Origin of the sequence: Ruegeria hyattellae (assembly GCF_041537925.1) — a bacterium.
Classification (GTDB): Bacteria; Pseudomonadota; Alphaproteobacteria; order Rhodobacterales; family Rhodobacteraceae; genus Ruegeria_C.
This window is the reverse complement of the sequence record NZ_JBGOSH010000004.1, coordinates 445,920-469,731: the sequence shown is the minus strand read 5'-3', so window position 1 is coordinate 469,731 and position 23,812 is coordinate 445,920. Positions and strand designations below refer to the sequence as shown.

Below are 23,812 nucleotides of genomic sequence, written 5' to 3'. Positions count from 1 at the left end.
AAAAACATTCACATCGCCCCTTGCAATCACCCGTACCGTTCCCATCTGGTAGTATGTGAAAGCGATTTACATCCCCTTGATCTGGAGAAACCCAAAAATGACTACGATGACCGAACCCGCCGTTTCCCCCTCGACCCAGGGGTGGTTTCAACGAACCGAAAGCTGGCTGGACCACAAGGGCAAAGGCGCATGGATCGCGCTCATGGTCCTTGGTTTCATCTTCTTCTGGCCTGTCGGCCTCGCCCTTCTTGCATATATGATCTGGAGCAAACGCATGTTCAGCAAATCCTGCCGCCGTAGCAGCGCCTGGCCCCGTCACGGAATGCGCGCGATGACGCCCACCGGCAACAGCGCGTTCGATTCCTATAAGGCCGACACCCTGGCCCGTCTGGAACAGGAACAGCACGATTTCGAAACCTTCCTGGAACGCCTGCGCGAGGCCAAGGACAAATCCGAGTTCGACCAGTTCATGGATGAGCGGACCCGCGCAAATCGCGACAGTGCAGATCGCGACAATGGCGACGACGACAACGCTGCCTGAACCCGGTAAACTCACCACGACACAGCCCCGCCCCTGCGGCGGGGCCCCTTCACGAGCACAGATCAAAGCGCCATGACTCACCTGCCCAACCCGCATTATCAACCGGAATTCTATGCCTCGGTCCCCGCAAAGCGGTTCTTTGCATGGGTGTTCGACAGCCTGCTGATCGTCCTGATCAGCCTGATCGCCATACCCTTTACCGCCTTTATCGGGTTGTTCTTTTTCCCGCTGCTCTACCTGGTGATCGGGTTCGTCTACCGAACCGCTACCATCGCATCGGGCTCAGCAACCTGGGGCATGCGCTTCGTCGGTGTCGAATTACGCGACGATGACGGCACCCGGCTCGACCCCGGCCAGGCGCTGGCCCATACGGCGGGCTACACCATCTCGATGGCGTTTCCGGTCCTGCAGGTGATCTCGATCATCATGATGCTGACCGGCGAACGCGGACGAGGGCTGAGCGACACCATTCTTGGCACGGTCGCCATCAACCGCCGCGCCATCGCCTGAGGGCGCAATCCGTTCTTGGCGGGTCCAGAATCGGTTGCTATCATCCCTGCAAGCCATTGATTAGGGATCATTCATGCGCCACACGCTGCCAATAGCGCCTCAATTCTACGTGACTGCCCCACAACCCTGCCCGTATCTCGACGGGCGGATGGAGCGAAAGCTGTTCACGGCGCTGCAGGGTGAAGGGGCAGACAGTCTGAACAACGCATTGTCGCAGCAGGGATTTCGGCGCTCGCAGAATGTGCTCTACCGACCGTCCTGTTCCGATTGCGCCGCCTGTCTTTCGGCCCGGATCGATGTGCGCGCCTTCGAGGCCAACAAAGGGCAGAATCGCACCATGCGGCGCAACCGGGCACTGGAGCGGCGGGCAACTTCACCCTGGGCCACCGACGACCAGTACGAACTGTTCCGCGCATATCTCGACACCCGCCACGCCGATGGCGGCATGGCCGACATGGATGTGTTCGAATTTGCCGCGATGATCGAGGAAACCCCGATCCGCAGCCGGGTGATCGAATATGTCGATAAGACCAGCGGCACTTTGACAGCGGTCAGCCTGACCGACGTGCTGGAGGACGGGCTGAGCATGGTCTACTCCTTCTATGACCCGAACCAGCCACAAAACTCGTTGGGCACCTACATGATCCTCGACCATATCAAGATCGCTCAAGAGGCAGGTCTGCCTTATGTCTATCTCGGCTATTGGGTGCCCGGCAGCCCCAAGATGGGCTACAAGGCGCGGTTTTCCGGGCTTGAGGTCTTTCATCGCGGCACCTGGCAAAAGATGAAAGATCCCAAGATCTACGAGGCCGACACACATCCGCTTTCGACCGACCCGATCGCCGAACAGGTCGCCAATATCAGTCTGCCCGACCGCTGGCCGACCAGTAAGTGATGAGATGACCCAACAGCTATTTGCGACCACCCTGGTGGTGCCCGACTATGATGCGGCGATTGCATTTTATGTGGGCAGGCTCGGCTTTATTCTTGATCAGGATGTGGACCTGGGCGGCGGCAAGCGCTGGGTGCGGGTCACCCCGCCGGGGGGCAGCGCCGGCTCGCTGCTGCTGGCCAGAGCGGTCGGTCCCGAACAGGAGGCCGCCATCGGCAACCAGACTGGTGGGCGAGTGGGCTTTTTCCTGAGGACTGATGATTTCGCCCGTGACCATGCCGCGATGACCGGCGCTGGCGTGCAGTTCGAGGAGGAACCGCGCCATGAGCCCTATGGGATCGTCGCGGTCTGGCGTGATCCGTTCGGCAACCGTTGGGATTTGATTCAGTTCAAATAGCGCTGGCAGTCCATTGTAAAAAAACGTTATTCTTCACCACCGGCATCTGACGCGTGGTGTCATCGCGCCCATTAACGGAATTTAATGACAAAACGCCGGTTGCCATAAATCCAGGCACTTGAAAGGTGACCTTGCGTCACCAGATAGATCAGGCTTTTGCGACGCCTATCACACATCTGAAGCTTTCTCGCCAGACCCGTCGGACGGGCACTGGCCCTGTCGCCCCGACGCCATACGCTCGCCGGGGTCGCTACGGTTCTTGGAGGGTAAGACCATGGTACACGCTACGCACCGGCTGTTGTCGGCCACATTGACGACGCAGATCCTGATCGCTTTGGCCCTGGGGACGGGCCTTGGGCTGGTTCTGAACTATCTCGACATCCCTGCCCTGCAGGACGGCTTGGTCAACGGGCTTTTTGCCATGATCGGCCAGATGTTCCTCAACGCGTTGCAGATGCTGGTGGTGCCGCTGGTGGTGTTCTCGCTGCTCTGCGGGGTCGTGGGCATCGGCGACATCAAGATACTGGGCCGGGTCGGCGGGCTGACCTTCGTCACCTATCTGGCAACCACAGCGCTGGCCGTGACCACGGCGCTGATCTTCGCCAATCTCATCGGTCCCGGCACGGGCTTCGACAGCATGCATCTGGCCGAAGGCAGCGTTGCCGTGGCGAGCCAGCACAGCACTTGGGACATCCTCGCCAATATCATCCCCAAGAATCCGATCCACGCACTGGCCAATGGCGAGATGCTTCAGATCATCTTCTATGTGATGGTGGTGGGCATTGCGGTTCTGATGCTGGGCACCAGGGCGCAGAAATTCGTCGAGGGCTGCGAGTTCATGAACGAGCTGGCGATGAAAATCGTTGAGATCGTGATGGCCTTTGCCCCGATCGGCGTCTTCTGCCTGATTGCCAAGACTTTCGCACTGGAAGGGTTCAGCCTGTTCGCACCGGTGATCGGCTATCTGACCACGATCGGCCTGACGCTGATCTTCCATCTCTGCGTCACGCTGATGGTACTGCTTTATATGTTCACCGGGCTCAGCCCGCTGACCTTCCTGAAGAAGATGCGCTCGGCGCAGGTCTTTGCCTTTTCGACGTCCAGCTCAAACGCCACCATCCCGGCCAGCATGCAATGCGTCACCCAGCGCATCGGCGTCGACCGCTCGGTAGCCTCGTTCGGCATCCCGCTGGGGGCGACGATCAACATGGACGGCACCGCGATCATGCACGGGGTGGCGACCGTCTTCCTGGCCAATGCCTATGGCATCGATCTGGGGCTGGGCGGCTATCTGACGGTAATCTCGATCTCGGTTCTGGCCTCGATCGGTACGGCGGGCGTGCCCGGTGTGGGCATCGTGATGCTGGCCATGGTGCTGAACCAGCTTGGCATGCCGCTGGAAGGAATAGCCATCATCCTCGCCGTGGACCGGATCGTCGACATGATGCGGACGGTTGTGAACATCACCGGCGATGCGGTTGTGACAACGATCGTCGGGCAGCGAGTCGGCAAACTGGACCACGCGGTGTTCGATGACGCGCAGGCTGGGGTCATCGACCCGTCCCGGCTGGAGATCGACCATGCAGCAGAACGCGCCTTCGAGAGCATCACGCATAAGCACGGCACGGCCTGAGCACAAAAAAAGGAGGCCAATTGCGGCCTCCTTTCACTTTCCTCCGACGCGGATCAGTTCGGGATCAGGTCCGGCACGATCGTCACGATGGATGGGAAGAACCAAAGGATCGCGATCCCCACCACCTGGATGATCACGAAGGGGATGATCCCGCGATAGATATGGCCTGTCGTCACTTCTTTCGGGGCCACCCCGCGCAGATAGAACAGCGCAAACCCGAATGGTGGCGTCAGGAACGAGGTCTGCAGGTTCACCGCGACCATGATCGTCACCCATTTCGGGTCAAAGGATCCGCCATAGATCACCGGCCCCACGATCGGGATCACGATGTAGATGATCTCGAGAAAATCCAGCACGAAGCCCAGCACGAACAGCACCAGCATCACGATCAGGAAGACGGTGAATTCGTTGTCGAAGCTCTTCAGGAATTGCTGGATATAATGTTCGCCCCCGAACGAGATCACCACCAGGTTCAGCAGTTGCGATCCGATCAGAATGGTGAACACCATCGAGGTCACCTTCGCCGTCTCGCGCACCACCGGGGTCAGAACGCCTCCCCGGAACAGGACCCAGCAGCCGAACAACAAACCGAACAGCGCATAGAGATACGCTGCGTAAGCGAAGAAGAACGCGATCCAGCTTTCCAACGTCACCCCACCCTGGTTGATCCGCAGATCGAAATTCACACCTATCAACACGCAGATGATGATCGCGAAAGTGGACCAGATGATCACCTGCCCCGACCGCCCCTCATCCTTGAGCTTGCGATAGGCGGCCAGCATGATCGCACCACCTGCCCCCAGCGCCGCAGCGGGCGTGGGGTTGGTGATGCCACCCAGGATCGAGCCAAGCACCGCAACAATCAGCACCAGCGGCGGGAAGACCACCCGGATCAGATCATTTTCAGCACAGCGCGCGGCCGCGATCCTGCAACCGAATAACGCCAGCAGCAAGGGCAGTAAGATGATCAGAACCGTCGCTCCGGGGGACGTGGTTGGCAGGATCAGCATCGCATCGGCCATCAGCAACAGGATCAGGCCAATCGCCCCTAGTATCAGCGGTTTGGTGTCCCGCGACGGCGAGATGCCCCGCCCCAGAACCAGCGTCAGGCCCAGCAGAACCACGATCACCGTAATCCCGGTACCGATTGGCGGAGCAGCGGCGATCTTGGCGATCCTGGCGGCCTCGATCTCTTCGGGGGTCAGGCGTTGGGCCTGCTGCGCGCCTCCCGCTTCGTCCAGCGTCTCCTGCTCGGCCACGGCCTGATCCCAGGCCGTCTGCCCGTGCAACTCGATCATCGAGGCCTGACAATCGGCTGAGACATTGGTGCGCAGGCTTGCGGTTGCGCCCGCATCGGAAAAGCTTGAGACGTTGACATTCTGGCTGCCGATCAACCCGACGCTGCCCAGCAGGATCGCCCCGCCGATCAGCCCCAGCGGCGCCGCCAGAAACCAGGTCAGCCCCTCGGCGCGGGTGATCGGCTCACCCCCGCCCCCGGACATCGGCACGGCAGGCGCCTTGTCGGGGTTCAGCAGAGCATAGCCGAACGCGTAGAGCGCATAGAGCAGCGCCAGCAATATGCCGGGCAACAGCGCGGCCTGAAACAGCGTTCCGACCGAAACCACGGCCGGTTCTCCAAGATAGGTCAGCGCGTCGGAGCAGCCTGCGTCCTGTGCGCGGGTTTCTTGTGCGGTGGAATAGAGATCGCCCGCCAGTGTTCCCAGCAACACGATCACGATCGAGGGCGGAATGATCTGCCCCAGTGTGCCAGAAGCCGCGATAACACCGGTGGCCAGTTCCGGCGAATAGTTGTTGCGTAGCATGGTGGGCAGCGCCAGCAACCCCATGGTCACCACGGTCGCGCCAACAATACCTGTTGAGGCCGCCAGAAACGCGCCCACAACCACGATGGACACCGCTAGGCCACCGGGCAGCGGGCCAAAGACACGCGCCATGGTGGTCAGCAGATCATTGGCAATCTTCGAGCGTTCCAGCGTGATCCCCATCAGCACGAACATCAGCACGGCCAAGAGCGTCTCGATGGATTGGCCGGCCAGCACCCGCTCGTTGATGCGGTTGACGATAAAGGACACGTTGCGGTCCAGCGCGGTTTCCCAGCCGCTGACAAAGACCGGCTCGGCGATCCGCGGTAAATCTGGGTATCGGAAGACCGATATCACGTCCGGTTTTATCCCCGAGTTAACCAGATCGCGATAGGCCTGCGAGGAACTGTCGATGGCCTGGTGAATCAGCAGCCCGGCACTGTCCAGTGCCGCGATGATTGCAAAGGAAATGATCCCGGCACCGCCGATGGCAAAAGCCACCGGAAAGCCGCTGAGGATACCCCCGAACAGGCAGAAAAAAACGATAATCAGGCCGATTTCGACGCCATCAAGACCGAATAGCATTGTGTTTTGTCCTGTCCCTAATGTGCGCCTTCATAGGCTTCTTCACCTTCGCCAAGGCTGTCCTTGTCGAGGTATTTTCCGGCACTTCCTTCGCCTTCCACAAACTCCAGATAGGAGCGATAGAAGAACGCTACAGCGTGCAAAAAGACCATGCCCGCAAACATCACCAACAGGATCTTGAACAGGAAATAGCCGTTGAATCCGTTCGGGCTGAACCCGATGGTTTCGACATTCCATCGCACCGCGCGCGCCTTCAGGATCAGCTTGTCCAGAGTGTCGCTTGCGGACGGTTTCGGCACGATCAGGTGCCGCCACATGAAGAACCAGCCATACATCCAGACCAGAACGGCGGCGGGCATCATGAAGATCATCGACCCGAACATGTCGATCACCCGCTTGGTGCGGTGGCTGACCCCGGAATAGATCAGATCGACCCGAACATGCCCGCCCTGCACGAATGTATAGGTACAGCAGAGACAGACGACCATCGCGTTATAGAGTTTAAGTTCTTCGGCGAACCAACTGATATCCATCTGCAAAGGGATGCCCAGACCGAGGCTCATATCCGGTCTGGCAAAGACGCGCTGCATGAAGACGATGACGATCTGCTGGATCACCATCAGCAGCCCCGCCCATGCAAAGAAGCGCCCGGTGGTGTTGGCGAAACCTTCCAGCCCCCGCACCATGCCCCACATGAACTGGCGGTAATAGAGCCCAAACCCGGTCAGGATGAGGAAGAGCGTGAACACCACGAAAAAGAACTCGACCGACCCGCCGTAATAGACGAAGCGCATGATCGCTTCCTTGTCCGACCAGTTCAGCCAGAGCTGCGGATGCGTGATCGCGTATCCAAAATTCAAGAAGGCTTCGGCAATGTTCTGAACGAACCAGATCAGCCCGTTCCACAGGGCGCCGAAGAAGGAGATACCGTTATCGTCCTGCATATTGTCCCCGGTTCCTCGGTTGCGGCGCTGTATCGGTGGGGTCGAACGACCCCCGCGCCTGCAACGATGAAAGCCCCCCGCTTGATGCGGGGGACTCGGTTTTCTCTAGTATAGCAGATCAGCCGCGAACGCGGTTGCGCTGAGTAGTGTAGACACCCGACGACAGGTCCAGCCATCCCGCTGACGACGCCGAAGACGTCATTGCGCTGTCGTGGATCTTCTTGAACAGCTCATCGCCCATGTTCTCGTCCAGAACTTCCTGGCTGGCCTGACCGAAGGCATCCCAAACGCTGTCAGGGAATTCCATGACCTTGACGCCACCAGACTGCAGACGCTGCAGTGCCGCGCCGTTGTTAGCCAAGAATTGCGCCAGATTCCACTGGTGCGCCTCGGCGGCTGCGATCTCGATGATCTTTTGCTGACCCGGTGTCAGGCTATCGAACACGTCGCGGTTGGTTGCCAGCGACAGACCCGCATTCGGCTCATGGAAACCAGCGGTATAGTAGACTTTGGTGATTTCCTGGAAACCAGCCTTTTCGTCCGCCCACGGACCAATCCACTCGGTCCCGTCAATCGCGCCTGACGACAGCGCCTGATACACTTCCGAACCCGGAATGTTCTGCACCGATGCGCCCAGTTTACCCAGAGCTTTGCCGCCCAGACCCGGCATACGGAACTTAAGACCGTTGAAATCTTCGGGGCTGTTGATCTCTTTCGAGTACCAGCCACCGGCCTGAGCACCTGTGTTACCGGCCAGGAAGGACTTCAGGCCAAAAATCTGGCCCAACTCGTCATGCAGCTCCATGCCGCCATCCTGATAGTACCAGTTTACCATTTCCTGCGCGGTCATGCCAAAGGGCACAGCGGTGAAGAAGGCGTAACCCGGGTGCTGACCCACGAAGTAGTAGTCGGCGGCGTGATACATGTCGGCCTGACCGGACGACACGGCATCGAACACCTCGAACGCGCCCACCAGCTCGCCGGCGGCCTTGATTTCGACATTCAGGCTGCCATCCGACATCGTGTTGATGCTGTCGGCGCAGCGCTGCGCGCTGTCGAAAACACCTGCCAGACCGCGCCCCCAGGACGTCACCATGGTCAGGGTGCGGTTGCCCTGAGCATATGCCGGTGCGGCCAGAGCGGTTGCCGCGGCAGCCGAGCCACCCAGTGCGGAATTTTTCAGAAATGAACGGCGATCCATAAGGTTCAATCCTCCCCTAAATTTCATGTCCGGGTCTTTTGCCCGGACGGACCGTTTCGAGTGGCGCCAGCCTAATGATCCTCGACCTGATGTGAATACCTATTACTGCGTAGAAAACCCGCAATTCGGAGAGAAAATCCATCACGCACGCACTCAGAAAGTGCGCAACAGGCCCGCACACTGTCAAATTGAGACAAACGCCCCGCCCTGGCAAACCCTTTGCGTCCCACCGCATCATTGCGTAACGATCCCCCCATGCGACAATCTGGTTTTCCCTTTCGGCTCAGCTATGCGCAGAAACTGTCGCTCATTGCGGCGATCCCGCTGGTCATCGCGGTGGCCGCCATCGCCGCGCTGGTAGCCTATGAGGCGCGCGCCGCGACCGAGCGTGAGATCAAGACGCTCGAGGAACAGCTGTTGCAGGCCAAGATGGCCGAGCTGCGCAACTACGTCACCCAGGCGCGCAACGGTTTTGCCCATATCTACGGCCGCGCCGCACCTGACGATGCACAGGCCAAGGACCAGGTCAGCCAGGTTCTGAGTGCGATGATCTACGGGCAGGACGGGTTCTTTTTCGTCTACGACTATGACGGCAACAATCTGGTCAGCCCGCGCCAGACCGAATTCATCAACCGCAACTGGGAAGGCCTGACCGACATCAACGGCACGCCCGTGGTGGACGAGTTCATCCGCCTCGCCCGGCAAGGCGCGGGCTGGCACAGCTTCATGTGGGAAAAGCCCTCGACCGGAGAAGAGGCGATGATGGTCGCCTATGTGGTGGGCCTGCAGGACTGGCAATGGGCGGTCGGAACCGGAATCTTCATCGACGACGTGCTGGCAACCGTCGCCTCTGCCCGCGCCGAGGTCGAGGCGCGCACGCGCCGGGCGTTTCTCTATATCGGGGCGATCGTGCTGATGGCGCTTTTGATGGTCTTCGTCTCGGGCATGGTGCTGAACATCCGCGAGCGCAGGCTGGCGGATGCAAAACTCAAGGGACTCACTCAACGGGTCTTTGACGCGCAAGAGGAAGAGCGCGGGCGCGTGGCGCGCGAGTTGCATGACGGGATCAGCCAGATCCTTGTGGGTGTGCGCTATGCGCTGGACAATGCAAGGCGGCGGCTGATGCGCGGCGATGGCGACGCGGCTGCGGCTCCGCTCGAAAAGGGCCTCGACAATCTGAGCAGCGCCATCACCGAGGTGCGCCGGATCAGCCGCGACCTGCGCCCCGGCGTACTGGATGATCTGGGCCTTGGCCCCGCGCTCAAGACACTGACCGATGATTTCAGCGAACGCACCGGAATCGAGACCGGGTTCTCCACCGTTGTCTTCCGCAACCGGCTGGATCAGGACAGCAAGATCGCGCTCTACCGGATTGCGCAAGAGGCGCTGACCAATATCGAACGCCATTCCGGCGCCACCAGCGTCAGCATAGATCTGCGCGGCCACAAGAAAGGTGCCACCATGCGGATCGCCGACAATGGCCGGGGCCTGCCGCAGGACAAGCGTGGCGCGGGTCTGGGCCTGCGCAACATGCAGGAACGGATCGAACAGCTTGACGGCTCCCTGCGCATCCTGTCTTCACGCGGGCCGCGCAGCGGCACCGTGATCGAGATCGACCTGCCGCTGAGCCACCTGCTACCGCCCGAGGAAGAGGTGCCGCCGAAACAGAAAAGTGTGAACACATGAGCGATACGTCCATCCGCGTTCTGATCGTCGACGATCACCCGATGGTTGCCGAAGGCATCCAGTCCATCCTGGAAAGCTATGACGACATCATCGTGGTCGGCACCCTGAACAACGGTCAGGAGGCCGTCGATCAGGCGCTGGCACTGCAACCGGACGTGATCCTGATGGACCTGAACATGCCCGGCGTGGGCGGTCTGAGCGCCACCGAAATTCTGCTGGAACGCGCGCCAAACATGCGCATCCTGATCCTGTCGATGCATGACAGTTCCGAATACATCTCCTCGGCACTCAGCCATGGCGCGATGGGCTATATCCTCAAGGACGTGCCCACTGATGAGATCAAGCAGGCCATCGACGCGGTGATGCGGGGCGAGCGCTATCTGTGCACCGGGGCCAGCGGATCACTGGAGCCCAAGGACGGCGAGACCCGCGAAACGCTCACGGGGCGCGAACAGACGATCCTGCTGCAATTGGCGCAGGGCAAGTCGAACAAAGAGGTGGCCATCGCGCTGGATATCTCGGTCCGCACGGTCGAAACCCACCGCAAGAACATCAAGCGAAAACTGGGCATATCTTCGACCGCCGGTCTCACACGCTATGCGCTGGAACACGGGGTATTACAGGGCACGGGCGGGCGGTTTTGAGGTCAACAGGGCCTTTCGAACTGAACCCAATGAGGACGTATCGGTGCAGATTCCTTAATTCAAATGTCCATTTCGTAAGCGAAATCTGATTATGTTCTATCTGCTTCCACCGTTCCACAACCTAATCGTCCTGTTACTTCCGATAGTTTGTTTCCGGATTTGGGACTATTGGAGTTTCCATACATCCGAGCAATACGAAGAGGTTCGAAAAAAGCATCGAAACTACTGGATGTACCAAACCGTAGGACCCCGAAACCCAAGCTGGAAAGTGTACCTCCTCCAACTATTCTGGGCTCTTCTTTTCTTAATACCAGTGGGTTAGACTGCAGGGTTGTTGAAACACTTCATTGACAGCCAAAAACATAGCCACTGTTAAATAGGACATTCTAGACCGCGAAGCCGACCTGCTAGGCGCTTCTACACGGCGTGCTACAGGGAACCGGCGGCCGGTTCTGAGCGCTTAATCCCGGTAACGGCGTCTGGTTCAGCCAAATGCCGTAAATGGCTTCAATCAGTAGGCACGTCTGTGTTCAGTAGCTCGAATACCGGAAATTCACGACGGCATCGTTTTGGATCGCGCAATGGGCCTTGATGGTGCTGCGATCATCGCTGCGGTCGCTGGAGCGTGCCACTTCCAGATCAATGAGATCGATCCCGTCCGCATTTGTCTCGTAAGACAGCGTGCGTTCAAAATCCACGGCGTAATATCCCTGATTGGACATCGCGGTCTTGGTGCGATGCATGCAGAGACCGATTGCATTTTCTTCCGGAGAGACGTCGGGGTGCTTCTGGTAGTGTGACCCATGTTTGTGGTGGTGATGCGCGATTGATGCCCCCAACACGCCAAGAGCAACCCCTGCTATAAGCGCGTCGGTGTCCTTGGCCTGAACCGGGAACGCGGTCAGGGTGGAAAGCGTAACTGCGACGCAAACGGCCCCTGTAAAGATGATCTTGGAGTGCATCGATGTCATGTCCTTGTATCGTCCATTCGGGTGAAGAGTGATCAGATGACGATCGAGAAAAGCCTAGCCCAAGGGTCATACGCATTGCCAGCTTTGAGTTCGCTTTGGAAGGTCGAACATTGATCGGCCCCAAGCAGAACCGGATCACGGCGGCGGACCCTCAAAATACAATCTCGCGCGGGCGTCCAATGCCCAACGGGCTTCAGTCCAACAACTGGTCCTCCCGCCGCCCTGCCCGCTCGATATGATGCGGCAGAACACGGCCATAAAGCTGCCGGGTGCGCTCGATCCCACCGCACATGCCTTCGGTTTCGACGAAGGAGAAGATGCCGACATAACGCTTCCGCTCCCCCTCGACCCCGGTCACGCGGTGCAGGGAATGGCGGCCTCGGAAAATCTGCAGATCGCCGGGCTGTAACTCCAATTGCCGCACGTGACGCCGGTCGCCCTCCAGCACCCGCGCGACACCGGCGAAATTCTCGTCCGTTGGGTTGCGCAGGTTGGGGACGTATTCAAACTCGCCGCCGCCCTCGCCATTCTGGATTGCCAGCGTCACGGTGTAAGTGTTGGTGTCGAAATGCCAGGGAAAGCCCTGGCCTTTCTCGACCACGTTCACGATCACATCCGCCAGCGGATCGTCATAGCGATAGAACCTGTCCTTGGGCTCGCCCAGCACTTCGCGGATGAAGGGCAGGAAACCGGGATGCGCATACACCGTCCTGAGCGGGCCGGTCTCGGCAAAGGTATCTGCCGGGACAAAGGCGTTCGACCGTTCGTAGAAACGCCGAACCGGATGGGAGGCTGGCAGTTGCGGGTCGTCCCGGGTGAAATAGGCATTGGTCCGGTTGAACGACCGGTGCGCCGCGGGTGCCGCGCGCTCGGCCTCGCTCACCAGCGCTGCGACGCCCTTGCCATGGGCAAATCCCGGCAGCACCGCGCAGCCATCCTCGGCCAGTTCCTCTTGCAGGTCCGACACCAGGCGCTGCAGCGCCATGCTGCCCGGGCAATCCAGCGGGTATCGGCCCAGATCCACGATCTCATGCAGTTCCATCGCAGGCTCCATCAATGTCCCCGGCCCCAAATTGACACCGCGACTCGCCCCGTTCTGGCCTGTTTCAGACAGCGAAATGACGGTTTTCGGCGAAATCTTTGCCCGTGTCGGCGTGGCCAAACGCCTCTGATTGCACGAAATGTCGCAGACAGAGCGTCGTGCGCAACAAAATGTCGAAAAACCGCGATCTCGCGTATGATTTTCATCTGATTGCCTGTTGACGCCCCCGGGAAGCGCACATAATGTCCGGTCGCAGCTAAAGGAGCCTCGGGATCATGACGACCCTAGTAGTCATCGTAGGACACACGCGCATGGGCCGGTAACGGTAGACCATAATCGAACCCATGCGCCTCCGAACCTTCGGGGGCTTTTTTTATGCTGATGGAGCGAAAGCTGACACGGATGTCGCCAATGGAGCAAAGCAGATGACACGTGAGATGACCGGCGCAAAGATGGTGGTTCAGGCCCTCAAGGATCAGGGCGTGGACACGGTATTCGGATATCCCGGTGGCGCCGTGCTGCCGATCTATGACGAGATTTTCCTGCAGAACGACATCCGCCACATTCTGGTCCGCCACGAGCAAGGCGCGGTCCATGCCGCCGAAGGCTATGCACGTGCCACCGGCAAGCCGGGTGTGGCACTGGTCACCTCGGGCCCGGGTGCGACCAATGCGGTGACCGGGCTGACCGACGCGTTGATGGATTCGATCCCGATCGTGGTGCTGACCGGACAGGTGCCGACTTTTATGATCGGCTCGGACGCGTTTCAGGAGGCCGACACCGTCGGCATCACCCGCCCCTGCACCAAGCACAACTGGCTGGTGAAAGACACCGACACGCTGTCGAAAACCATCCATGAGGCGTTTCACGTCGCCACGGCCGGCCGCCCCGGCCCAGTGCTGATTGACATCCCCAAGGATGTGCAATTCGCCAACGGCACCTATACGCCGCCGAAACCGTCGGACTCGCATTACCAGCCCGCCGTCAAGGGTGACATGGAGGAGATCACCGAACTGGTCGCCGCCATTGAGACCGCCAAGAAGCCGGTCTTCTATACCGGCGGCGGCGTGATCAACTCGGGCAAGGCCGCCAGCCAGTTGTTGCGCGAACTGGTTGATGCCACCGGTTTCCCGATCACTTCGACCCTGATGGGGCTGGGGGCCTACCCGGCTTCGGGCGCGAACTGGATCGGGATGCTGGGCATGCATGGTCTTTATGAGGCCAACATGGCGATGCATGATTGCGACCTGATGATCAATATCGGGGCCCGTTTCGACGACCGGATCACCGGGCGCATCGACGCGTTCAGCCCGAACTCAACAAAAGCGCATATCGATATCGATCCCAGCTCGATCAACAAGGTGATCCGGGTCGATATCCCGATCGTGGGCGATGTGGGGCATGTGCTGGAGGACATCCTTAAGGTCTGGAAGTCGCGCGGACGCAAGACCGCCAAGGCGGATGTGGCGCAGTGGCAAAAACAGATCAGCGATTGGCGCGCGGTCAATTGCCTTGCCTATACGAACAGCGAGACGGCGATCAAACCGCAATACGCGTTGCAGCGGCTTGAGGCGCTGACCAAGGATCACGACCGCTATATCTGTACCGAAGTGGGTCAGCACCAGATGTGGGCGGCGCAGTATCTGGGCTTCGAGGATCCCAATCGTTGGATGACTTCCGGCGGACTGGGCACCATGGGCTATGGCTTCCCGGCCTCGGTGGGCGTGCAGATGGCGCACCCGGATGCGCTGGTGATCAACGTGGCGGGCGAGGCGTCGTGGCTGATGAACATGCAGGAGATGGGCACCGCCGTGCAGTACCGCCTGCCGGTGAAACAGTTCATCCTGAACAACGAACGCCTGGGCATGGTGCGCCAGTGGCAGGAATTACTGCATGGAGAACGCTATTCCCATAGCTGGTCCGAGGCGCTGCCCGATTTCGTCAAGCTCGCCGAAGCCTTTGGCGCCAAGGGCATCATCTGCAAGGATCCTAAGGATCTGGACGACGCGATCATGGAGATGATCAACTACGACGGCCCGGTGATCTTTGACTGTCTGGTGGAAAAGCACGAGAACTGCTTCCCGATGATCCCTTCGGGCAAGGCGCATAACGAGATGCTGCTGGGGGACGCGGAAACCCAAGGTGTGATCGACACCAAAGGGTCGGTTCTGGTGTAGCCAAATTTCTTCAAAGAAATTTGCCAAGATTTTTTTGAAAATTCTTGGTCACGAGATGTAAGAAAGGGACGTAAATGTCTGCCCTACAAATAAAAAAAGGCGCGACGCGCCATTCGGCCTATAATCTACGTCCGAATTTTTCGGATGTGCAGGAACGTCACACCATCGCTGTTCTTGTCGAAAACGAACCCGGTGTGCTGGCCCGCGTGATCGGGTTGTTCTCGGGTCGCGGCTACAACATCGAAAGCCTGACCGTGGCCGAGGTGGACCATGCCGGTCATCTCAGCCGCATCACAATCGTCACCACCGGCACCCCGCAGGTGATCGAGCAGATCAAGGCGCAGCTGGGCCGGATTGTCTCGGTACATGACGTGCATGACCTGACCGTCGAAGGCGCCTCGGTCGAGCGCGAACTGGCCATGCTCAAGGTTGTGGCCAGCGGTGAAAAACGGGTCGAGGCGCTGCGCCTGGCAGATATCTTTCGCGCCAGCGTGGTCGACAGCACCTTAAATTCCTTCGTATTCGAGATCACTGGAGCGCCGGACAAAATTGACGCATTCGCCGACCTGATGCGGCCGCTGGGCCTGTCCGAGATCGCCCGCACAGGCGTTGCGGCGCTGATGCGGGGCGACTGAGTCGCGCAGCTTACGGCAAATGACGGCCCCGCGCCCGGCAGGGAGCGGGTCAAACCGCAGGCTTTCAGTTTGCGCCTAACGTGCATATCATCAAAAATGTGCATCCATAATACCTCAAAATAGTTGATTTTTGACCGATTGCCGCTAGGTTACGCGTCGTTGCGGCGCCTCCACCGGTGCCGTTTCGTGTCATCGTTAGTCATTTCGGTCATCGGTCGGGTCTTGGGCCCGATTTTCTGGTTCTGGCCAAACATTCCTTGCCGCGACCGGATCAGCAATGCCAAGAACACAACGGACCCCGACGCAACTTCGCATGATATTCGGGGACAATCTGCGTCAATTGTCCCGCACCTACCCCTCGATCTCGGAATTGTCGCGCCAATTGGGCATCAACCGGACACAGTTCAACCGCTATCTCTCGGGCGAGAGCTTTCCCCGCCCTGATGTGCTGGACCGGATCTGCAGTTTCTTCGGCACCGATGCGCGTATTCTGCTGCATCCGGTCGGGGCGATCTCCCGGCCCGCACCGTTGCCGGGCAGCGATTTCTTGCAGGGTTATCTGACACCGGAGCCTGGCGCGTTGAGAGAGGGCGCACTGCCCTCAGGGCTCTATCAGGTCACCTGCCGCACCGGTGGCGACCAGGTCAGTTACTTTTCAAGGCTGATCTTGATCTTCCGTCAAGCTGACGGGGTCTTTATCCGGGGCCATGCAGCGCGGGGCGCCCACCGTCGCCGCCATGAGTTTCGCGGCTATGCCACCTGCCAGGAGGGTGGGCTCATGCTGGTGACCTCGCAACGCGGCGCGCAAAGCGCTGCCGCCACTTTCCTGACGCGCTTGCCGCAAACCGAGGCGCCGGTATGGACCGGCCACGTGTTACACCACCCAGAAGCCGCGATTTGCCAACTGGCTCTACCGGTGATTTACGAGCATCTGGGCCGCGATCGGGCACGCATCATGAGAGCCGCGCGGCGTTCTGGCACGATCACCCGCTGCCAGCTTTCGGCATTGCAGTCTAAACATCTGCGCGAGGGTTACTCGCTCTCTTGACTTTCTTTGTCTACCGCGGGCGCGTCATTCGAGATCGCGCTGTAGAGATGCCAGCTGGCATGGCCCAGTACCGGCAGCACCAGGAACAGGCCCAGAAACCACGGGATCATCGCAACAAAGGTCGCCAGGGCGATGAAACCCGCCCAGGGCAGCATCACCTTGGCATTGGCAACCACGTATTTGTAGCTGGCGATCATGGCCGAGACGAAATCCAGTTCCCGGTCCAACAGCATCGGGATGGACAGGACCGTCAGCATGTAGAGCAACAGCGAAATCAGCCCACCGACAACCGTGCCCATCGCCAGCATGATCAGCCCGTTCAGGGTCAGGAACACCTCCATCGAGGACGAGATGTTGGTCATCGTGGTCAGCCCCAGAAACAGGGCAAAGATCATGTGGCCGATAAAAAACCAGAACAAGAATACCACAACGATGATGGCGCAGATCGAGGGCAGCTGACGGCGGCCCTGATCCAGCATGACCGAGAAGATTGCGCCGAATTCCAGCGGCTCGCCGGCCTCGATCCGCCGCGACACTTCATAAAGTTCGACAGCAGCGAATGGCCCGAGCATGGGAAAGCTGATCGCGGCCAGGACCAACCAGAAGGTTGTGCCGGTCTGCAAGGTGATCCAGACGATCAGCCAGCCGCCAAGCACAAAGAGCGCGGAAACGAGAACGCCGAAGAGTGGAGCGTTGCGATAGTCCTGCCACCCAAGCCGCAACGCATTTTGAATCATCTCAAAATCTGCGGTCCGTAAGATCGGCACGCCAAAAAGCCTCTCCACCACTCGTCTTCTCCTTGACCGGTTCAGTGCGGTTTTACGCGTTGAACCCTAATCGCGCCATCTTGGTAAGGGAAGAAGCCTTGCAAAATTTGCACTCTCTCGAGGGCGGTGACGAATGGGCCGAGAATTGAGGAGCATCGGCACGATTGACCCACAAAACAAGTGTTGCCGTATCTGCCGGTCAATGTGGGTTTCTGTTGCGAAGCAAGCGGGGGCCTGCGTCGCTCCATGATGACCTAATCTCGACGAACCGGTCGTTCTGGCGGGACCGTGTTGTCCGGCCCCGTCTGTGGATCACAGGAACAGGAAATCCGCACCGGTCAAAACCAGTCCTGCATCACCCAGCAGGAGGATCGACCCATTATCGTGCTGGATCAGTAAGTCATTGCCGCTATCGGTGATCGTCAGGCCGCCAAAACCACCCGCCTGACCGACGATCTCCAGCCGATCCAAGCCGTCCTCGAACCCGTTAATCGTATCCGCACCCGACATGAGTCCAAATCGGAATGTGTCGGCACCGGGCCCACCATCAAGAAAATCGCCACCTCTGCCGCCCTCGAGACGGTCTGACCAACCACCTCCAAAGAGGCGGTCGTCGCCATCTCCACCGAACAGGCGATCATTTCCAACGCTACCGAACATACGATCGTTTCCGTTTCCGCCGTTCAGCAAATCATTTCCAGCATTCCCGATAAGAGTATCGTTCTGGTTTCCCCCAAAAAGCTTGTCGGCGCCATCGCCGCCAATCAGACGGTCATTGCCGTTGTCGCCGATCAATTTGTCATTACCTTGCAGCCCATTCAAAGTGTCGTTTCCACCCACGCCTCGCAGTTCGTTGGCCCTGTGATCTCCTGTCAAAAAGTCGGCGCGGGTACCACCCCAGACGTTTTCGATGCCAGTCGCCTGTACATAACCGAGGCTTGGATCGGACACATCCTGCCAGGCACCGTTTAGGTTCAGCCCGAAGGTCACGCCACTGTTGAACGGAACGAACCGGATCGTGTCGACACCCGATCCGCCGTTGATGCTCACACCTTCGTCTGAGCTCATTTCATTGACGACGATGGTATCATTTCCGTTTCCAAGACGCACCAACCCGCCGCCAGCAGATCCCATCCGCACGAAATCGTTTCCGTTACGTGTTGAGATCAGTTCGACCCAGCCATTGCCTGTTTCGACCACATCATTCGCGTCGCCAAGCTTGATCGTCCCAGCGCCCTCATCGCCAAGCGTCAGTTTGGTCTTCTGATTGTTTCCAACTTCGACATGATCAACATACCCCTCTGCCCTGATGGTCTGGGTCTGAGCGGTTTCTGCATGCATCACAATACGTCCAGCGCCGCCGGACCCGATATTCAGCGTGTTCGAGCTTTCCCAGCTTGATATGTAGTTGAACCAGCGCTGGTCGGTGTCGAGCGTCATGCTCGCCTCGCTAATCTCGATAATATCGACGCGGCTGTTACCAGAGGCAGCTATCTTTGCATCCTGCGTATCGTACAGGTTCAAATGACGAATCCGACTGCTACCCCAGAGGTTGATCATCACACCATCCGTCTCGGAAAGCTGCAATTCGTCGATCCGGCCATTGCCGCTCAAGGTGAGCTTATTGTTTGCCCCCTCGCCTCCAAGTTTCGCGCTTTCGATCCGGGCGTCTCCGGAAACATTGACCGTGTTGTTGCCATCAAAGGAATCCAGTAGGAAAATGCGCGCGTTATCCGTCAGTTTGAATGTATTGTTGCCCAGATAGGCCTGCGCCAGTTTCACCCGGCCCTCGCCCGAAATCTCGAGCAAATCAACGCCCCGGCCGATATCGACAAAATCCACCCTGCCATCCAATACTTTGACCTGATCGTTTTGCCGACCGGCGTTTATCCGGCCTACATCACCATTCACCGTGATCTTGTCCTTGCCGCCGGTTTCGATCTGACCAACGAATCCAGAGCCGGTGGTGATGTTGTTGGCATCTGCATAAAGCGTGATGCTATTGGTCGATGCGCTGCCCAGCTTTATGTCGTGCTTATTACCATCGCTGCCTTCGATGTGTTTTATACGCGTCGAAATCAGATCAACATCCGAATTCTGGCCCAGTTTCAGCCAGGAAATACTTCGCCCATCCGCACCATTTAAATCGCGAATATTGGTGAATTCGGTATTCGAGGAAAACCGGACCGCATCTATCGTCCAGTCTGATCCGGTCAACCTCGTGTTCATTGTGGAGATTGCATTCTTAGTTGGATCATTCATCCAAAGAATGTCGATATATTCTCCGTTGTCCCAAGAAACATTGCTGCCATCCGGCAATGTAACATCAGACGCATTGTTGATGGTTGTATTGTATGTGGGCATTGTCCCCTCCCCAGAAATTGATGCTCAAAAATGCATTTTTCCCGCGCGAAACGCGCGATAGGGAGGAATGGTAATTTAAAATCCTTACTATTTCCACTTTGGAAACATTAATTCGCTGCGGCCCCGGCCGCCAGCGCTAAAGGCACAGAGCGCTAGTCGCCCTGCGCCTCGGCGCGGCTTTTGCCGGCTACGTCCAGCGCAAGCGTGGCTGCCATGAACCCGTCCAGATCACCGTCCAACACGCCCTTGGTGTCCGATGTCTCGTGGTTGGTGCGCAGATCCTTGACCATCTGATATGGCTGCAGCACGTAAGACCGGATCTGGTTGCCCCAGCCCGCGTCGCCCTTGGCCTCGTGCGCCTCGTTGATGGCGGCGTTGCGGCGGTCGAGTTCCTGCTGGTAGAGCCGCGATTTCAGCGCCTTCATGGCGATGTCACGGTTCTGATGCTGAGACTTCTCGGACGAGGTCACCACGATGCCGGTCGGCATGTGGGTGATCCGCACCGCAGAGTCGGTGGTGTTCACGTGCTGACCCCCTGCCCCTGAGGACCGGTAGGTATCGATGCGGATATCGGCCGGGTTCACCTCGATCTCGATATTGTCGTCGACCACCGGATAGACCCAGACCGAACTGAAAGAGGTATGCCGCTTGGCGGCGGAATCGAAGGGCGAGATCCGCACCAGCCGGTGCACACCGCTTTCAGATTTCAACCAGCCATAGGCGTTGTGCCCTGTGATCTTGTAGGCGGCGGATTTGATCCCCGCCTCTTCGCCCGCGCTTTCCGATTGCAGCTCGACCTTGTAACCCTTCTTCTCGGCCCAACGGACATACATCCGCGCCAGCATCGAGGCCCAGTCACAGCTTTCCGTGCCACCTGCACCCGAGTTGATTTCAAGGAAGGTGTCGTTGCCATCGGCCTCGCCATCCAGCAGCGCCTCAAGCTCTTTTTCGGCGGCCTTCACCTGCAGCGCCTTCAGCGCCCCTTCGGCGTCGCTGACGACCTCTTCATCTTCTTCCATCTCGCCCAGTTCGATCAGTTCGACATTGTCACTCATGTCGGTCTTGATCGAAGTGTAGGTGTCCATCGCGTCGACCAGCATCTGGCGCTGGCGCATCAATTTCTGCGCCGCATCGGGATCGTCCCACAGGTTTGGGTCCTCGACGCGGGCGTTGAATTCCTCCAGCCGGTGCGGCGCGGTCTCGTAATCCATCCGCTGGGCCAGCAGTTCCAGCGACTTCTCGATCTCGGCGACAATATTCTGCGTCTCGGCGCGCATTGGGACTTCCTGACTTCACAATTGAGGCTTGCGTGATAGCAAGAGCCTGACCCCTTCACAAGACGAAGGGAGCAGGCCCGCTGCTATCCTGGACTCTCAGTAAAGCCCGCCGGAACTGACCGTGCCCTGCGAGGCGTTTGGCCCCACGGTGGTCTTTCTGCCGGTCGAAGTCGTCACCGATACACCGGCCTGCCGCGCCTCTTCGAACAGCGGCAGGTCCGAACCCATGGCAAAGCCGCCATCATAGGTCAGGCCAAAGATCAGCTGCTCGCCCTCGCGGAAATACTCGGCCACCACATACTCGCCGCTGGCGTCGTCCGGCAGGCGGGCGCCGGTGAAGCGGTCGATCTTGATGAAATAGCCACCGGGAGGCACGTCAAACGGGCCGCCACCGTATTTCTCGACCGCATGCTCCATAAAGCTCTGGAAGACCGGGCCGCACATGCTCCCACCAAAGGCGCCACGCCCCATCGAACGCGGCTGGTCATAGCCGATGTAACAGCCCGCAACGATGTTCGAGGTGAAGCCGATGAACCAGACATCCTTGGCGTCATTGGTCGTCCCGGTTTTGCCTGCCGTGGGCACCGGCAGGTTCACCGTGCGTGCTGCGGTGCCGCGGTCGACCACACCCCGCATCATCGAGGTGAGCTGATAGGCGGTGATCGGGTCCATCACCTGCTCGCGGTTGGTCTCGATCCGCGGGGCAGCGTTGGGGGCGATCGTGTCGTTGCTGCAATCGACGCAGTTGCGGTCATCATGACGATAGATGGTCTCGCCATAGCGGTCCTGGATACGGTCGACCAGTGTCGGCTCCACCCGCTCGCCACCATTGGCGAACATCGCATAAGCCGCCACCATCTTGTAAAGCGTGGTCTCTTCCGAGCCCAGCGAGTTGGCCAGATAAGCCCCCATATGGTCGTAGACGCCAAACCGCTCGGCATAGCCCGCCACAACCGGCATCGACACCTCTTGTGCCAGACGGATCGTCATCAGGTTTCGCGAACGTTCAATGCCGGTACGCAGCGGTGTCGGGCCGTAGAATTTGTTGGATGAGTTCCGGGGCCGCCACAGGCCTTGCGGTGTATTGACCTCGATGGGTGCGTCCACAACGATGGTTGCAGGGCTATAGCCGCTGTCGAGCGCTGCCGCGTAGACGAAAGGTTTGAAGGAGGAGCCCGGTTGCCTTTGCGCCTGCGTTGCCCGGTTAAAGACCGAATCCTGATAGCTGAACCCGCCCTGCATCGCCAGAACGCGGCCCGAGTTCACATCCATGGCGACAAAGCCGCCCTGCACCTCGGGCACCTGCCGGAGCGAGTATTCGCCGGCTGCCTCGCCCGCACGGACGAGAATCACATCGCCCACCGTGACATTGTCCTGGAAACTACCGCGCATCCATTTGATGTCGGCACGCGGCACAACTCCTGCACTGTCGCCGTCTTCAACCCCGACAGTCAGCTGCTGATCGCCAACCGTCAGCACCACCGCCGGGTGCCATTTGCCGCCCAGCGTAATGTCACGCGGCACTTCGGCCTCGGCCAGCGCCTGACGCCATGCCGCCTCGTCGCCCAGAACCTCGGCGGGCAGCGCCACATCGGTGCCGCGCCACACGCCCCGACCCCGGTCGTATTTCTGCAACCCCTCGCGCAGCGAGCGTGCGGCCTCGACCTGCAGTTCTTCGTCGATGGTGGCCCGCACGGCCATGCCGCCGGTAAAGAACTCTCCCTCGCCGAAATCGTCGCTCAACTGGCGGCGGATTTCGTCGGTGAAATAGTCGCGCGGTGGCAGCGCGGTGCGGAAGCTTTCGAAATCACCGTTCTGTACCGTGCGCAGCGGCTTCTCGATTTCCGTCTCGTAGACCGACTTGTCGATATAGCCGTTCTCATACATCTCGCGCAGCACGTAGTTGCGGCGCTGGGTCACGCGCTCCTTGGCACGAACGGGGTGGTATTTGCTGGGCGCCTGCGGCATCGCCGCCAGCATCGCGGCCTCATGCGGTTCCAGTTCCGCCAGCGTCTTGTTGAAGAAGGTCTGCGCGGCGGCCGTCACCCCGAAAGAGTTCTGGCCCAGGAAAATCTCGTTCAGATAGATCTCCAGCACCACATCTCGGCTCAGCGAAGTGACCATGCGGTTGGCCAGAATGATCTCCTTGATCTTGCGTTCGGCCGAGCGTTCGCCGCTCAGGAACACGTTCTTGGCCACCTGCTGCGGAATGGTTGAGGCACCGCGTATGTTCTGCCCCTTGGACTGGATCGCCTCGACCCCGGCGGCAGCGATGCCGCGGATATCGAAGCCCTTGTGGGAATAGAAATTCTTGTCCTCGGCCGAGATGAAGGCCTGTTTCACCAGATCGGGGATCTCCTCGATCGGGGTGAACAGGCGGCGTTCCTTGGCAAACTCGTCGATCAGCGTGCCTTCGCCGGAATAGATCCGGCTGATGGTTGGCGGCTGATAACGCGCCAGCGAGTCGTGGCTGGGCAGGTCGCGGCCATACATCCAGAACACCCCGCCAATGGTCAGGGCGGCCATGAATATACCCAATGTGACGAGTGTGAAAATCGTCCCGAAGAAGGAAAGAATAAACCGGATCACGCTGCTGCCCTTTTGTGCGATGGGCTCTATATAGGCATCCCCTTGCGGGTCGTCAAAACACGAAGCGGAAACGTTTCGTCACGCAA

19 protein-coding genes are annotated in these 23,812 nt (G+C 59.2%); 10 read left to right on the top strand and 9 right to left on the bottom strand.

The window, feature by feature from the left end; all coding sequences use genetic code 11:
- Nucleotides 1-97 precede the first annotated feature (97 nt).
- The 5 genes from AB1E33_RS13080 to AB1E33_RS13060 all read left to right on the top strand — a co-directional run bounded on the left by AB1E33_RS13080 (nt 98) and on the right by AB1E33_RS13060 (nt 3,973).
- Nucleotides 98-541 carry a DUF2852 domain-containing protein gene (locus AB1E33_RS13080; protein WP_372577716.1) on the top strand — a complete coding sequence of 148 codons (444 nt, stop codon included), beginning with the start codon at nt 98-100 and terminating at the stop codon, nt 539-541.
- 72 nt (nt 542-613) lie between these two features.
- Nucleotides 614-1,051 (top strand): RDD family protein, encoded by a 438-nt coding sequence (locus AB1E33_RS13075; protein WP_372577715.1) that lies wholly within the window; start codon nt 614-616, stop codon nt 1,049-1,051.
- A gap of 73 nt (nt 1,052-1,124) precedes the next feature.
- Entirely contained in the window at nt 1,125-1,946 is an 822-nt protein-coding gene (locus tag AB1E33_RS13070; protein WP_372577714.1) for an arginyltransferase, read from the top strand.
- Between the two features lie 4 nt (nt 1,947-1,950).
- Nucleotides 1,951-2,340: a VOC family protein gene (locus AB1E33_RS13065; RefSeq protein WP_372577713.1), complete on the top strand. Its 390-nt coding sequence runs from the start codon at nt 1,951-1,953 to the stop codon at nt 2,338-2,340.
- Between the two features lie 274 nt (nt 2,341-2,614).
- The gene (locus AB1E33_RS13060; RefSeq protein WP_372577712.1) at nt 2,615-3,973 is read left to right on the top strand and encodes a dicarboxylate/amino acid:cation symporter; all 1,359 of its coding nucleotides are present in this window, start codon (nt 2,615-2,617) and stop codon (nt 3,971-3,973) included.
- A 53-nt stretch (nt 3,974-4,026) separates the two neighbouring features.
- Here the strand turns inward: AB1E33_RS13060 and AB1E33_RS13055 are convergent, their stop codons facing one another.
- From AB1E33_RS13055 to AB1E33_RS13045, 3 genes are all read right to left on the bottom strand, one after another.
- Nucleotides 4,027-6,381 (bottom strand): TRAP transporter large permease, encoded by a 2,355-nt coding sequence (locus AB1E33_RS13055; protein WP_372577711.1) that lies wholly within the window; start codon nt 6,379-6,381, stop codon nt 4,027-4,029.
- A 17-nt stretch (nt 6,382-6,398) separates the two neighbouring features.
- Nucleotides 6,399-7,325, bottom strand: coding sequence for a TRAP transporter small permease subunit (locus AB1E33_RS13050; RefSeq protein ID WP_372577710.1), 927 nt, complete (start codon nt 7,323-7,325; stop codon nt 6,399-6,401).
- A gap of 118 nt (nt 7,326-7,443) precedes the next feature.
- Entirely contained in the window at nt 7,444-8,526 is a 1,083-nt protein-coding gene (locus AB1E33_RS13045) for a TRAP transporter substrate-binding protein (RefSeq protein ID WP_372577709.1), read from the bottom strand.
- Nucleotides 8,527-8,781: 255 nt separating this feature from the next.
- Between AB1E33_RS13045 and AB1E33_RS13040 the strand changes: the two genes are divergently transcribed.
- A complete protein-coding gene (locus AB1E33_RS13040) occupies nt 8,782-10,212 on the top strand; it encodes a cache domain-containing protein (protein ID WP_372577708.1) in 1,431 nt (476 codons plus the stop codon).
- Complete coding sequence (locus AB1E33_RS13035; protein ID WP_372577707.1) at nt 10,209-10,856, top strand: response regulator transcription factor; 648 nt, start codon at nt 10,209-10,211, stop codon at nt 10,854-10,856. Before AB1E33_RS13040 ends, AB1E33_RS13035 begins: the two co-directional genes overlap by 4 nt.
- Nucleotides 10,857-11,386: 530 nt before the next feature.
- On the opposite strand, the gene AB1E33_RS13030 is transcribed toward AB1E33_RS13035, so the two are convergent.
- Both AB1E33_RS13030 and AB1E33_RS13025 read right to left on the bottom strand, forming a co-directional pair.
- The gene (locus AB1E33_RS13030) at nt 11,387-11,827 is read right to left on the bottom strand and encodes a hypothetical protein (protein WP_372577706.1); all 441 of its coding nucleotides are present in this window, start codon (nt 11,825-11,827) and stop codon (nt 11,387-11,389) included.
- 193 nt (nt 11,828-12,020) lie between these two features.
- Nucleotides 12,021-12,869: a HalD/BesD family halogenase gene (locus AB1E33_RS13025; protein WP_372577705.1), complete on the bottom strand. Its 849-nt coding sequence runs from the start codon at nt 12,867-12,869 to the stop codon at nt 12,021-12,023.
- Between the two features lie 425 nt (nt 12,870-13,294).
- Here AB1E33_RS13025 and AB1E33_RS13020 point away from each other — a divergent pair, with 425 nt between their 5' ends.
- The 3 genes from AB1E33_RS13020 to AB1E33_RS13010 all read left to right on the top strand — a co-directional run bounded on the left by AB1E33_RS13020 (nt 13,295) and on the right by AB1E33_RS13010 (nt 16,729).
- Nucleotides 13,295-15,046 (top strand): acetolactate synthase 3 large subunit, encoded by a 1,752-nt coding sequence (locus tag AB1E33_RS13020; protein WP_372577704.1) that lies wholly within the window; start codon nt 13,295-13,297, stop codon nt 15,044-15,046.
- A gap of 74 nt (nt 15,047-15,120) precedes the next feature.
- Entirely contained in the window at nt 15,121-15,681 is a 561-nt protein-coding gene (gene ilvN, locus AB1E33_RS13015) for an acetolactate synthase small subunit (RefSeq protein WP_372577703.1), read from the top strand.
- 277 nt (nt 15,682-15,958) lie between these two features.
- On the top strand, nt 15,959-16,729 hold the full coding sequence (locus tag AB1E33_RS13010) for a helix-turn-helix domain-containing protein (RefSeq protein ID WP_372577702.1): 771 nt from the start codon (nt 15,959-15,961) through the stop codon (nt 16,727-16,729).
- Here the strand turns inward: AB1E33_RS13010 and AB1E33_RS13005 are convergent.
- From AB1E33_RS13005 to AB1E33_RS12990, 4 genes are all read right to left on the bottom strand, one after another.
- Nucleotides 16,714-17,514 carry a DUF2189 domain-containing protein gene (locus AB1E33_RS13005; protein ID WP_372577771.1) on the bottom strand — a complete coding sequence of 267 codons (801 nt, stop codon included), beginning with the start codon at nt 17,512-17,514 and terminating at the stop codon, nt 16,714-16,716. The genes AB1E33_RS13010 and AB1E33_RS13005 overlap by 16 nt on opposite strands.
- A gap of 294 nt (nt 17,515-17,808) precedes the next feature.
- The gene (locus tag AB1E33_RS13000) at nt 17,809-19,860 is read right to left on the bottom strand and encodes a calcium-binding protein (RefSeq protein WP_372577701.1); all 2,052 of its coding nucleotides are present in this window, start codon (nt 19,858-19,860) and stop codon (nt 17,809-17,811) included.
- A gap of 152 nt (nt 19,861-20,012) precedes the next feature.
- Nucleotides 20,013-21,137: a peptide chain release factor 2 gene (prfB, locus tag AB1E33_RS12995; RefSeq protein ID WP_372577700.1), complete on the bottom strand. Its 1,125-nt coding sequence runs from the start codon at nt 21,135-21,137 to the stop codon at nt 20,013-20,015.
- Between the two features lie 96 nt (nt 21,138-21,233).
- On the bottom strand, nt 21,234-23,726 hold the full coding sequence (locus AB1E33_RS12990) for a penicillin-binding protein 1A (RefSeq protein WP_372577699.1): 2,493 nt from the start codon (nt 23,724-23,726) through the stop codon (nt 21,234-21,236).
- Between the last annotated feature and the right edge of the window lie 86 nt (nt 23,727-23,812).

What these genes read in the sequence shown, in the direction of transcription:
- AB1E33_RS13050 (WP_372577710.1), bottom strand. Translation starts at nt 7,325, where the DNA reads ATGCAGGACGATAACGGTATCTCCTTCTTCGGCGCCCTGTGGAACGGG.
- AB1E33_RS13020 (WP_372577704.1), top strand. Translation starts at nt 13,295, where the DNA reads ATGACACGTGAGATGACCGGCGCAAAGATGGTGGTTCAGGCCCTCAAG.
- AB1E33_RS13075 (WP_372577715.1), top strand. Translation starts at nt 614, where the DNA reads ATGACTCACCTGCCCAACCCGCATTATCAACCGGAATTCTATGCCTCG.
- AB1E33_RS13070 (WP_372577714.1), top strand. Translation starts at nt 1,125, where the DNA reads ATGCGCCACACGCTGCCAATAGCGCCTCAATTCTACGTGACTGCCCCA.
- AB1E33_RS13055 (WP_372577711.1), bottom strand. Translation starts at nt 6,381, where the DNA reads ATGCTATTCGGTCTTGATGGCGTCGAAATCGGCCTGATTATCGTTTTT.
- AB1E33_RS13030 (WP_372577706.1), bottom strand. Translation starts at nt 11,827, where the DNA reads ATGACATCGATGCACTCCAAGATCATCTTTACAGGGGCCGTTTGCGTC.
- AB1E33_RS13010 (WP_372577702.1), top strand. Translation starts at nt 15,959, where the DNA reads ATGCCAAGAACACAACGGACCCCGACGCAACTTCGCATGATATTCGGG.
- AB1E33_RS13060 (WP_372577712.1), top strand. Translation starts at nt 2,615, where the DNA reads ATGGTACACGCTACGCACCGGCTGTTGTCGGCCACATTGACGACGCAG.
- AB1E33_RS13040 (WP_372577708.1), top strand. Translation starts at nt 8,782, where the DNA reads ATGCGACAATCTGGTTTTCCCTTTCGGCTCAGCTATGCGCAGAAACTG.
- ilvN (WP_372577703.1), top strand. Translation starts at nt 15,121, where the DNA reads ATGTCTGCCCTACAAATAAAAAAAGGCGCGACGCGCCATTCGGCCTAT.
- AB1E33_RS13000 (WP_372577701.1), bottom strand. Translation starts at nt 19,860, where the DNA reads ATGCCCACATACAATACAACCATCAACAATGCGTCTGATGTTACATTG.
- AB1E33_RS13035 (WP_372577707.1), top strand. Translation starts at nt 10,209, where the DNA reads ATGAGCGATACGTCCATCCGCGTTCTGATCGTCGACGATCACCCGATG.
- AB1E33_RS13025 (WP_372577705.1), bottom strand. Translation starts at nt 12,869, where the DNA reads ATGGAACTGCATGAGATCGTGGATCTGGGCCGATACCCGCTGGATTGC.
- AB1E33_RS13065 (WP_372577713.1), top strand. Translation starts at nt 1,951, where the DNA reads ATGACCCAACAGCTATTTGCGACCACCCTGGTGGTGCCCGACTATGAT.
- prfB (WP_372577700.1), bottom strand. Translation starts at nt 21,137, where the DNA reads ATGCGCGCCGAGACGCAGAATATTGTCGCCGAGATCGAGAAGTCGCTG.
- AB1E33_RS13045 (WP_372577709.1), bottom strand. Translation starts at nt 8,526, where the DNA reads ATGGATCGCCGTTCATTTCTGAAAAATTCCGCACTGGGTGGCTCGGCT.
- AB1E33_RS13080 (WP_372577716.1), top strand. Translation starts at nt 98, where the DNA reads ATGACTACGATGACCGAACCCGCCGTTTCCCCCTCGACCCAGGGGTGG.